Annotated in this window: 9 protein-coding genes; 2 read left to right on the top strand and 7 right to left on the bottom strand. The window is 68.3% G+C overall.

Features of this window, described 5'->3' with window-relative positions:
- Nucleotides 1-67: 67 nt before the first annotated feature.
- The 7 genes from ACT6Y9_RS05235 to lpxK all read right to left on the bottom strand — a co-directional run bounded on the left by ACT6Y9_RS05235 (nucleotide 68) and on the right by lpxK (nucleotide 6,587).
- Nucleotides 68-427, bottom strand: a complete 360-nt coding sequence (locus ACT6Y9_RS05235; RefSeq protein ID WP_443743750.1) for a cytochrome c3 family protein — start codon at nucleotides 425-427, stop codon at nucleotides 68-70.
- A gap of 23 nt (nucleotides 428-450) precedes the next feature.
- A complete protein-coding gene (locus tag ACT6Y9_RS05240) occupies nucleotides 451-1,944 on the bottom strand; it encodes an FAD-dependent oxidoreductase (protein ID WP_443743751.1) in 1,494 nt (497 codons plus the stop codon).
- Nucleotides 1,945-2,210: 266 nt separating this feature from the next.
- A complete protein-coding gene (locus ACT6Y9_RS05245) occupies nucleotides 2,211-3,416 on the bottom strand; it encodes a hypothetical protein (protein WP_443743752.1) in 1,206 nt (401 codons plus the stop codon).
- 221 nt (nucleotides 3,417-3,637) lie between these two features.
- The gene (gene adk, locus ACT6Y9_RS05250; RefSeq protein WP_443743753.1) at nucleotides 3,638-4,291 is read right to left on the bottom strand and encodes an adenylate kinase; all 654 of its coding nucleotides are present in this window, start codon (nucleotides 4,289-4,291) and stop codon (nucleotides 3,638-3,640) included.
- Between the two features lie 163 nt (nucleotides 4,292-4,454).
- Entirely contained in the window at nucleotides 4,455-5,225 is a 771-nt protein-coding gene (kdsB, locus tag ACT6Y9_RS05255; protein WP_295480981.1) for a 3-deoxy-manno-octulosonate cytidylyltransferase, read from the bottom strand.
- Nucleotides 5,222-5,488 (bottom strand): Trm112 family protein, encoded by a 267-nt coding sequence (locus ACT6Y9_RS05260; RefSeq protein ID WP_443743754.1) that lies wholly within the window; start codon nucleotides 5,486-5,488, stop codon nucleotides 5,222-5,224. The genes kdsB and ACT6Y9_RS05260 overlap by 4 nt, the downstream gene beginning before the upstream one ends.
- 28 nt (nucleotides 5,489-5,516) lie before the next feature.
- Entirely contained in the window at nucleotides 5,517-6,587 is a 1,071-nt protein-coding gene (gene lpxK, locus ACT6Y9_RS05265) for a tetraacyldisaccharide 4'-kinase (RefSeq protein WP_295480979.1), read from the bottom strand.
- 775 nt (nucleotides 6,588-7,362) lie between these two features.
- Between lpxK and xseA the strand changes: the two genes are divergently transcribed.
- The gene (gene xseA, locus ACT6Y9_RS05270; RefSeq protein WP_443743755.1) at nucleotides 7,363-9,282 is read left to right on the top strand and encodes an exodeoxyribonuclease VII large subunit; all 1,920 of its coding nucleotides are present in this window, start codon (nucleotides 7,363-7,365) and stop codon (nucleotides 9,280-9,282) included.
- A gap of 127 nt (nucleotides 9,283-9,409) precedes the next feature.
- Nucleotides 9,410-9,991, top strand: coding sequence for a superoxide dismutase (locus tag ACT6Y9_RS05275; RefSeq protein WP_443743756.1), 582 nt, complete (start codon nucleotides 9,410-9,412; stop codon nucleotides 9,989-9,991).
- Nucleotides 9,992-10,135 lie beyond the last annotated feature (144 nt).

Raw genomic sequence — 10,135 nt, forward strand, 5'->3', positions numbered from 1 at the left:
GGGTCCCCGACGGCGGTCTGCAACCGCGGGCCGCCGCCGGAGAGGCTTCAACCTTCCCCCACTTCGATCAAGGCACGGAGTACTTGATGTTGTGGCACTGGGCGCACATGTTCACGCTCTTCGCGTGACCACGATGGCACTCCGCGCAGTCCAGCCCCACGAGGTGGTTGTAGTGCGGGTTCGGATCGAGCTTCGCCGTGCGCTTGGCGACGGCGTCGAGCGACCCGTGGCAGGTGTTGCACTGAGCCGTCGAGACCTGAGCGCCGGGCTTGGGGGCGTCCGTGCCGTGGCACGAGGCGCAGGCGACGCCGCGCTCGACGTGACGGTCGGCGAGGAACTTCCCGTCGGCCGCTCCGGCCGGAGAAATGGAAAGAAGTGCAAGCGCGCCGGCGGTGAGGACGGCGGCAGCGAAATGATTGAACTGCATGGCGTATTCCTCTTCGAGTGAGATCAGGCGTTCCGGCGGGACTTGGCGCGGCGGGCGGCGTGGCGCGCCGCCACGCGGCCGAAGACCATGCCGCCGCCCAACTGGTTGCCGCCGATGTCGTCGTACACCCAGACGCCGCCCGCGGCGGCGCCCGCCGCGTAGAGGCCCGGAATCGGACGACGCTCGAAGTTCACAACCTGCGCGTCCTTGTTGATCTTCGGACCGCCGAAGGTGCTCGCCATGCCGCCTGCGGCCGGGATCATGTAGTAGGGCCCGGTCTCGAGCGCATGCGGTTCATCGTATTCATACGGGGGATCGAGCTCCTTCGCCTTGCCGGCCTTCACGGCGGCGTTGAATTCGCGCACCGTCTCGACGAGGGCCTTTTCAGGAATGCCCGCCTTCTTCGCGGCCTCTTCGATCGTGTCGGCCTTGATCACTTCAAAGCCGAGGCGCGCGAAGCGCTTGATGGTGTTGGTGAGGATCTGCGCGTTCTTGTCGGCGTCGGCGCCGATCAGCATGAAGCTGCGGTTGTCCTCGGTCCTCTCGGCGATGGCCTTCGCCTTCGGAACCTGCAGCCAGGTTTCCGGGACGAAGCGCTTGCCCTTGGTGTTCACCTGGATGCCGTAGCCCGCGTGCATCAGGGGCGAAGGGTTGCAGTGGCCCGTCGGCGTGATCGGGCCCGCGTAGAACTGGTCCATGTTGACGAGAAGCGCCTGCACCTCTTCGGCCATCAGGATGTTCTCGCCCGTGATCCAGGGCGAGCCGCGCACGATGAGACGCGAGGCCCAGGGACCGATGTACTTGCAGACCATCGCTTCATTGGCGCCGTACCCGCCCGTCGTGAGGATGACGCCGCCGCGGGCGTGGAAGTCCCGGCGCCCTTCGGGCGTGATGCACGACACCCCTTCGACGTTGAGGCAGTCGTCCTTCACGAGCTCCACGGCCTTCGTGTTGTAGCGGATCTCGACGCCCTTCTTGGCGAGGGCGTCCATCAGGCAGCGGAGCAACTTGCTGCCGCCCGTGATGCCTTCACCCGGGCTGATGAGGCAGCGCGAGAGTTCGGGCGCGGAAAGGTTCTCCCAGAGATAGAAGGGCGTGCCGTGGTCGGCGAGCCAGTCGATGCCCGCGCCCGACTCCTCGGCATAGACCTTGATGAGCTCTGGGTCGGAGCAGTGGTGCGAGAGCCGCATCATGTCCTCGAAGAAGGCCTTGGGCGAATCTTCCGGATGGCCCTTCTGGAAGCGGCTTCCGACGGCGGCGATCCAACCCGACGAATAGACGGTGGCGCCGTCCGGGCGGTTCATCTTTTCCAACAGGATGGTCTTGGCGCCTTGTTCGGCGGCTTCGAGCGCGGCGCACATGCCGGCGAAGCCCGCGCCCACGACGACGACGTCCCAGTCCTCGGTGATGCGCTTCTTCTGAGCGCCCTCGTTGGCCTGCGCCGCACCCGCGGCGCCGGCGGCGGCCGCAGCGGCGGCGCCGATGAGACCGGAGCGGACGAGTTCTCGTCTCTGCATGGTTCGTCTCCTTTGATTTCTTTTCTCTTGTGAGGTCCAGCGGCTCTGAAAGTCCGCCTGCGGGCGGCCTTCCGGAGCGCCAGATCATTCTGGGCTAAGCCTTAGGAAGTAGGAATCTTCGGGACGGACAAGTGCTGTCGAGAAACGGCCATTTTCAAGGGGGGCGGCGCCTTCCACCGCGCCTCTGCGGAACGAAAAGAGCCGCCCGGGGCGCAGTGCTCCGGGCGGCTCTGAAGACGGACGGCGGGAACCAGACGGCGGGCGCGTCAGCGGGTCTTGCCGTTTTCGGCCTCCCAGGCGCGGCGCTCGGCCTTCGTGCGGTTGATGGCGTCCGAGATCGCGTCCGCGGCGGTTTCGTTGAAGCGCCACTGCGCGTCGCGGATCTCCTGCCCCGCGAGCCAAACGGCGGCCGGGCGCACCTTGACCGTGGTGCGGCGCCCGGCCTTCACCTTCTCTTCGGCGAAGGCGAGGTGGAGCGCGCGCTTGTGCTCGTCGAGCAGCCCGTAGCTCACGCTCTCAATCTCGTCGGGGAAGGTGAATTCCAGAACGCGCGTGCCGTTCACCCAGCGCAGGTTCCAGCGGGCGGAGGCGAGCTGCGTCTTGCCTTCGGCGGCGCAGAAGATCGTGCCCTTCTTCACGGGGAGCACCTGCACCTCGCCCGACTGAGCGACCTCTTCGACGCGGCGCTTGACGCGCTTGGTCTTCTTCACGATCGGCGCGGCGAACCTGAGGCCCGCGGGTTCGGCCGTGGTGCCCGGGATGTAGCGCAGGCAGTAGGGGATCTCCTTCGTGAAGCGCTTCGAGAAGTTCTCGATCGAATCGGACCCCGTGAAGGCGGTCTTCGTGGGGACGAGCACTTCGTTGCGGTCGATCGAGAGGACCGCGCGGTACCCGACCGCGCCCTTCGGGAAGACGTAGCTGTTGCCGATGAAGTAGCCCGCGGCGGTGGAGGTGCCCTGGCGGGTCTTCAGGTAGGGGCCGATCGGGAGCTCGGAGAGGTCGTAGGCCTCGAGCCGCACGCGCAGCGTCAAGGGCTTGGCGCCGCCCCCCTCGAAGTGGATGAGGACGTTGCGCTGCGGGTCGAGCGTGATGAACATCGGGCGCTGCGCGTCGAGCGGCGCGCCGTCGCGCAGGATCGCGACCGCGCCGGACCCCCAGGTGAAGCCGTGGCGGCTCCCGAGGGGGAAGTTCTCCTGCACGTCCCAGCGGCCGTTCACGGCGATCTCGTCGCGGATGAAGAGCTGCGTGCGGACGTTGTCGTCGAAGTAGAAGATCCCCTTGCCGCGGAAGGCGTCGATCACGGGCATCGGCATGCGAACGGGTTCGGTCTTGCGCTTGGCGGAGGCTTCGGACGCAGGGACGGCCGAAGCGGAGGTGGTCGCGGCGCAGCCCGTGAGCGTGCCGATGGAGCCGAGGGCGAGGGCGCCCGCCGCAACGATGAGCGCGGTGCGCGCGAAGGTGTGTTTGAGCATCTCGATCAAGTTCCTTCTCCGGAAGAGGACGGAGCGCCTGCACGCCGCCCCCTTCGGGTAGTCAAAGTGCGTCCATTATCGTCACCGCGGTTGAGGGCGGGAGAACCCGGGAAGAAAAGGGTTTTCCCGCATGACGGAACGCTTCGGGCGGACGAAAAAAAAGGACCGTGGGAAGTGCGTTCCTGCGGTCCTCTCAGGCGCCCGGTGGGGCGGCCCAAGCGTTATTTCAGCGCTTCAAAGACGCGGGCGGTGATCGCGTCGATCGAGCCGAGGCCCGAGATCGAGCGGTACTTCGGCGCGTCGGGGGCGCCCGATGCGCCGAGGCTTTCATAGAAGCCCACGAGCGCTTCCGTCTGGTCGTGATAGACCTTCAGGCGCTTGGCGACCACTTCCTCGCGGTCGTCGTCGCGCTGCACGAGGTCCTCGCCCGTCACGTCGTCCTTGCCGGCGACCTTGGGCGGGTTGTACTTCGTGTGGTAGGTGCGGCCGGAGGCCGGGTGCACGCGGCGGCCCGACATGCGCTCGACGATCTCGGCGTCCGGGACGCTGATCTCAAGCACGTAGTCGATCGGGATGCCAGCTTCCTGCAGGGCCTTGGCCTGCGGGATCGTGCGGGGGAAGCCGTCGAAGAGGGCGCCCGCGGCGCAGTCGGGCTGCTCGAGGCGCTCCTTCACGAGGCCGATGATGATGTCGTCGGAGACGAGCTGGCCCTTGTCCATCACCGCCTTGGCGGCGAGACCGAGCGGGGTGCCCGCCTTCACGGCGGCGCGCAGCATGTCGCCCGTCGAAATCTGCGGAATGCCGAACTTCTCGCAGATGAACTTCGCCTGCGTGCCCTTGCCGGCGCCCGGCGGTCCGATGAGGATGAGACGCATTGTGTTGATCTCCTGAATGTGTGTGCGGACGAAGGGTGCCGCCCGCCTTCATTCAAGGCGCGCGCCGTCCGTCCGGAAGGGAATTTTCCCGATTGTACCCCTGCGGGCGGAAAAAGCCGCTCGCAGGGCGACGGACGCCCTGGGTGCGGCCGCCTCGAGGGGACTACTGCGCCGCGGCCCGGCGGAAGACCTCGCGCACGCGCTCGAGGTCCGCCTCGGTGTCCACGCCCGCGGGGAGCGCCGCGTCGAGAACGAGGACGGCGATTTTCTCGCCGTTCCAGAGCGCGCGGAGCTGCTCGAGGCTCTCGGCCTCTTCAATGGGCGCGGGCGGGAGTGTCGGGAACTTCTCGAGAAAGGCGACGCGGTAGGCGTAGAGCCCGAGGTGGTGGAGCGCGCGGAACCCTTCGGGCAGCTTCGTGGGGTCGGCGCGGAAGGCGTCGCGCGGCCACGGGATCGGGGCGCGCGAGAACGTGAGGGCGTTGCCGCAGTGGTCGAGCTCGACCTTCACGACGTTGGGACTCATGAAGTCCTCGACCGAGTGGATCGTGTGCGCGGCGGTCGCGATGGCGCATTCGGGGCGGCGGGCGAGAAGCTCCGCTGCGTCGTTGACGACGTCGGCGGGCATGAGCGGCTCGTCGCCCTGCACGTTCACGACGATCTCGTCGGGGCCGAGCCCGAGGAGGCGCGCCGCCTCGGCGAGGCGGTCCGTGCCGGTGGGGTGGTCGGGCGAGGTCATCACGCACTCGACGCCCGCCGCGCGGCACGCTTCGAGGATGGCCTCGTGGTCGGTCGCGACGGCGATGCGGGAGGCCTTCGTGCGGCGCGCCGCTTCGGCGACGCGCACGATCATGGGCTTGCCGAGGATGTCCTTGAGGGGCTTTTCAGGCAGCCGCGTGGACTTCATGCGCGCGGGGATGATGATCGTGAAGCTCATTGACTATTTCCTTCGTCGTTGGGTCGGGGGGCGGCGCCCGAGAGGCGCTTCGCCTTGAGGCGCCACGCTTCGGCCTCCGCCTCCGGGAGGGTGCGCGCGTCGTGCGGCACCATCATCGGAATGTGGTCGAGCACCGCGAAGCCGAGGCCGCAGGCGGGACAGACGAGCTCCTCCAAGGCGCCCGAGCCCTCTTCGGTCGTGCGGGCGAGGAGTCGCCCGCGGCAACACGGGCAGACGAGAAATTCAGGAATGCGCTGGTTCATATTGGACTCCTTCGGCCGCAGGAGGGCCTCAGTCGATGCGGTCGTTGTGCGCTTCCGGATGGCGCCCGAGCCGGCGCGCGGCTTCAGCCGTGCGCTCGTCCACGAGGTCCACAAGATAGGGGTCGAGCTCCACCTCGAGCCCCACCACCCAGATGCGCGGATCGTTGTGGATTTCCGGAATGCGCGCGCACTTCACGGCGTCCTTGCCTGTGATGAGGATCACGTCCTCGGTGCGCCCGGCGAAGGGGTTCTTCGAGAAGTCGAAGTGGTCGCCCAATTCGAGCTCCGCGCAGTCGATGTCGTGGCCGCGCACCATCGCGAAGAAGCGCCCCGGGCTCGCGATGCCCGCGGCGGCGAGCGCCCGGCCCTTCGATTCGCGCAGCTCCTCGGAGATCGTGTCGATGTCCTTCACCGCGTCGGTGGCGAGTTGCCGGCAGGGGCCGAAGCAGCTCGAGGCGGCAAAGCGCGGCGTGCGCGATTCGACCACCACGTCGGTCGTGGTGTTGAGGATGATGGCGTCGACGTCGTCGAGCCGCGAGACGGGTTCGCGCAGCGGCCCCGCAGGAAGAAGCCACCCGTTGCCGAGTCCGCGCGCGCCGATCACGGCGAGCTCGACGTCGCGCGCGAGCGCGGTGTGCTGCAGGCCGTCGTCCGAGAGGATGACGTTCACGCCCGGGTGTTCGCGCAGGAGTTCAAGCCCCGCCTTCACGCGTTCGCGGCCGACCGCCACGGGGGCGAGCGACTCGCGGGCGATGAGCAGCGGCTCGTCGCCCACTTCCGAGGCGTCGGAGTCGGGGGTGACAAGACGCACGCCGTCCTCGGCGCGGCCGAAGCCGCGCGAGATGACGCCCGGCGTCCAGCCGCGGGCGCGCAGCGCGCGCACGAGGGCGATCGTCACGGGGGTCTTTCCGGTGCCGCCCACGTAGATGTTGCCCACGACCACCACCGGCACGGGCAGATGGTTCGGGACGGTGCGGCGGCGCCGCGCGGCGCTCACGGCCCAGTAGATGAGCGAGAGCGGATAGAGAAGGCAGGCGGTGGGGCCCCGGCGGGACCAGACGCCGTGCACCCAGGATTCAAGCCGGGGATGGTTGCTCATGTGGCGGCGCTCGTCGAGAAGTTCGTGTGAAGAAGGATCCCGGTGAGGGCCGCGGATCTTCGCGGTGGTTTGTCGTCAGACATATGCGGAGGAGATGGTGCGGCGGCGGGGCGTCGGACGCTCCTGCCGCCGCGGAAGTGCAGTGCAGAAAAATAATGATAGCCGCCCCCCGGGGCGGCGTGTGCGGCCGGCGCCCGGAAGCGCCGCCGCGCCTTTCCCCGAGGGCCTCCGGAAAGGGTTGTGCGGCCTGTGTACAACTCTGTGGACAGAATGGGGAGAAGGGGCGGTTTTCCGCGGCAAATCCTCGGGATGCCGCCGGCATGATCCGGAGGTGAAGCCCCGGACTCCCTGCGGCAGTAACCGCTTCGGTGCAAATAGGGGGCCGGAATGATCCTCGGGACCGCGGGGGCGCCGTGCGGCCTCGGCGCGCCTCCCGCTGTGGACAAGGCGGAGAGGGCGGCGTGCGTGCGCTTCTCCCCTGTATCCGTGGAAAGACATGTGGACAACTTTGGGAGAATAGGTGTAATCACCTATAACGCCTTGAAAATTTTCCACTGCCTAAATTTTATGCAGTTGTGCATTTTTCCCGCACGGGCTGTGGATGAGTGAGTGCTTCTCTACTTGTGAAGCCCGCCGTCATGGGGATTGCGGGCGTGGCGCCCTGAAGGCGCGGCCTGTGGAAAACCGCGCTGGCTTGTCCACAAGCGTCGCAGGGGCCTGCGGCGCGGGCGATAATCCCGCACCGAACGCTCATTTCCTCCTGAGGATCCACGCCATGCCGAGACGCACTGCGCCCCGTTCGCCCGCCGCCTTTCCCGACGCCGGAGCGGACGACGCCTTCTTCGAAGGGCTTTTTGCCGAAGCCGAACGCGAAGCCGGCCGCGGCGCGGGAGCGGCGTTTTCCAAACCGGCTCCGAAGTCCGTTCAAAAGCCCGCGCCGGCGCCCGCCCGGAAGGCCGCCGCGCAGTCCTTCACCGCCGCGCCCGCGCCCTCGCGGAGTTCGTCGAGCCTGCGGCGCCCGGGCTTCATGCCGCCGCCCCCCGCAGGCGATGGGGCGCGGACTTATCCGGCCGACGGCCGCACGCCCGCCTTCCGCGGTACGGCGGCGCTCCTCGAGCCCGCTCCCCGACGCGCCCCGTGGGACGCGCAGGAGCGACGGGGGGAACCCGACGAAGGGGACGGGCAGGGCGCCCGGGCCCTTGAGCGCGCGGCCCTTCGGCGGGAGAAGCCCCTCACGGTCTCCGAGACGCTCGAGCGTCTCCGGGACGCGCTCACGGGCGTCGTGGACGGACTCTGGCTCGCGGGCGAGGTGGCGCAGGTGAAGCCCTCAGCCCAGGGGCACCTCTACTTCAGCCTCAAGGACGAGCGGGGCTTCATCGAATGCGTGCAGTTCGGCGGCGCCCGCGGAGCGGGGCGGCTCTTCGCGCTGGGCGAGAGGATTGAGGTGCGCGGGCGCGCCGACATCTATCCCGCCCGCGGGCGGCTGCAGTTCGTCGCGGACTCCTGGCGTCCGGCCGGGCAGGGCGGGCTCTATGAGGCCTTTCTCGCCCTCAAGGCGAAGCTCGAGGCCGAGGGGCTCTTCCGCGCCGAGAGAAAGAAGCCGCTTCCCGTCTTCGTGCGCCGCGTCGCCGTCGTGACGAGCGCGGCGGCCGCGGCCTGGAGCGACGTGGAGCGGACGCTGCGGCGCCGCACGCCCTGGGTGGAGTGCATCCTCTTCGAGTCGCCCGTCCAGGGGCCCGACGCCCCGGCCGCGCTCGTGCGGGCGCTCCGCTGCGCCGACCGGGCGGGCTGCGACGTGGTGCTCCTCGTGCGCGGGGGCGGCGCCTATGAGGACCTCCAGGCCTACAACGACGAGACGCTCGCGCGCACCCTCGCCGCAATGCGCACGCCGGTCGTGACCGGCGTCGGCCACGAGTCCGACGTGACGATCGCCGACCTCACGGCCGACCTCAGGGCCTCGACCCCGACGGCGGCGGCCGAGTCGATCGGACCGGATCTCGTGCATTGGCTGAAGCGCCTCGAGAAGTCCCGCGAGGCGCTCGAGCGCGCGTCGCGCCGCCAGATGGAGGACCTCGCGCGGCGGCTCGACACGGCCGCGGACCACCTGCCCGATCCTCTGGCGCGCATCGAGGCGCTTGCCGCACGGCTCGCGCTTCTCGGCGACAACTTCACGCCGGCCGAGCAGTTCCTCGCGCCCCGCATCGAGCGCGTCCATCGCGCCGCGCGCTTCATGGGCGACCCCGAACAGGTCCTCTCCTCGCAGAAGAAGAGGCTCGAGACGCTCTTCACCCGCCTTGAAGGCCTCTCGCTTGAAGGACTCGAGCGCCGGGAGCGCATGCTCGCGGGGCCCGCGCAGCGGCTTCCCGCCGCGGTCGCGCGCGTTCTCGCCGACGCCGCCCGGTCGCTCGAGCTCGCGGCGCTCCGCCGCCCCGATCCCGCGGTGAAGACCGACCTCCTCGAGGCGCGGCTCAATTCCGCCGCCTCGGCCTTTGCGCTCTCCGATCCGGATCGGCCGCTGCGCGCGGGCTACGTGCGCGTGCGCCGCAGGGACGGACTCGCCACGTCGGCGGCGATGCTCTCGGCGGGCGATCAGGTCGAACTCGTCTTCGCCGACGGTACGGCCGCAGCCGACGTCCGTGCGGTGAACCTGCGGCCGGCCGCGCCCGGAGAGACAGTGAGGCTATCAAAAGAATAGCGACGATAAATTAGACTTATTTCGCAACAATTTTCCAGAGCCCTGATGCAGTTGGCTCGAAGGGGGCGGGTAATCCCGATGTTATGATCATCGGCACCAAAGATCCCATAAAAAGGAGACCAAAATGATCGAATTCCAACTGCCCGAGCTCCCCTTCGCGCATGACTCCCTCGCCCCCGCGATGAGCGCCGAGACGATCGAGTATCACTGGGGCAAGCATCACCGCTCCTACGTCGCGAACCTCAACAACCTCGTGAAGGGCACCGAGTGGGAAGGGAAGTCCCTCGAAGAGATCATCCGCGGTTCTTCGGGCGGGCTCTTCAACAACGCCGCCCAGCACTTCAACCACTCCTTCTTCTGGCAGTGCCTCACCCCCAACGGCGGCGGCCGTCCGGAAGGGGCGCTTCTCGCCGCGATCGAAAAGACCTGGGGCTCCTATGAAGCCTTCGTCGAAGCCTTCTCCAAGCAGGCCGCGGGCAACTTCGGCTCCGGCTGGACCTGGCTCGTGAAGAAGCCCGACGGATCGCTCGCGATCCAGAACACCTCGAACGCCGGCACGCCCGTTGCAGAGGGCTTCAAGCCCCTCCTTACGCTCGACGTGTGGGAGCACGCCTACTACATCGACTTCCGCAACGCCCGTCCGAAGTTCATCGAGACCTTCTTCACGAAGCTCGTGAACTGGAAGTTCGCCGAGGCGCAGTTCGCCTAATCTGCCGATGACGCGGACGCGCCCTGAGGGGCGCGCGCGAAAGGGCGGTTCTCTGGAAGAGGCCGCCCTTTTTTCGTGCGCGCCTAAGATTTACCAAACCGAGCCGTAAAGCCCCGTCATTCATGGCGGGGATATAAGGCGACG

Origin of the sequence: Sutterella sp. (assembly GCF_052272535.1) — a bacterium.
In the GTDB taxonomy this organism is placed as follows: Bacteria; Pseudomonadota; Gammaproteobacteria; order Burkholderiales; family Burkholderiaceae_F; genus Sutterella.

Excerpts from the sequence above, each read along its gene's own strand:
- ACT6Y9_RS05235 (WP_443743750.1), bottom strand. The coding sequence starts at position 427 with ATGCAGTTCAATCATTTCGCTGCCGCCGTCCTCACCGCCGGCGCGCTT.
- ACT6Y9_RS05240 (WP_443743751.1), bottom strand. The coding sequence starts at position 1,944 with ATGCAGAGACGAGAACTCGTCCGCTCCGGTCTCATCGGCGCCGCCGCT.
- ACT6Y9_RS05245 (WP_443743752.1), bottom strand. The coding sequence starts at position 3,416 with ATGCTCAAACACACCTTCGCGCGCACCGCGCTCATCGTTGCGGCGGGC.
- adk (WP_443743753.1), bottom strand. The coding sequence starts at position 4,291 with ATGCGTCTCATCCTCATCGGACCGCCGGGCGCCGGCAAGGGCACGCAG.
- kdsB (WP_295480981.1), bottom strand. The coding sequence starts at position 5,225 with ATGAGCTTCACGATCATCATCCCCGCGCGCATGAAGTCCACGCGGCTG.
- ACT6Y9_RS05260 (WP_443743754.1), bottom strand. The coding sequence starts at position 5,488 with ATGAACCAGCGCATTCCTGAATTTCTCGTCTGCCCGTGTTGCCGCGGG.
- lpxK (WP_295480979.1), bottom strand. The coding sequence starts at position 6,587 with ATGAGCAACCATCCCCGGCTTGAATCCTGGGTGCACGGCGTCTGGTCC.
- xseA (WP_443743755.1), top strand. The coding sequence starts at position 7,363 with ATGCCGAGACGCACTGCGCCCCGTTCGCCCGCCGCCTTTCCCGACGCC.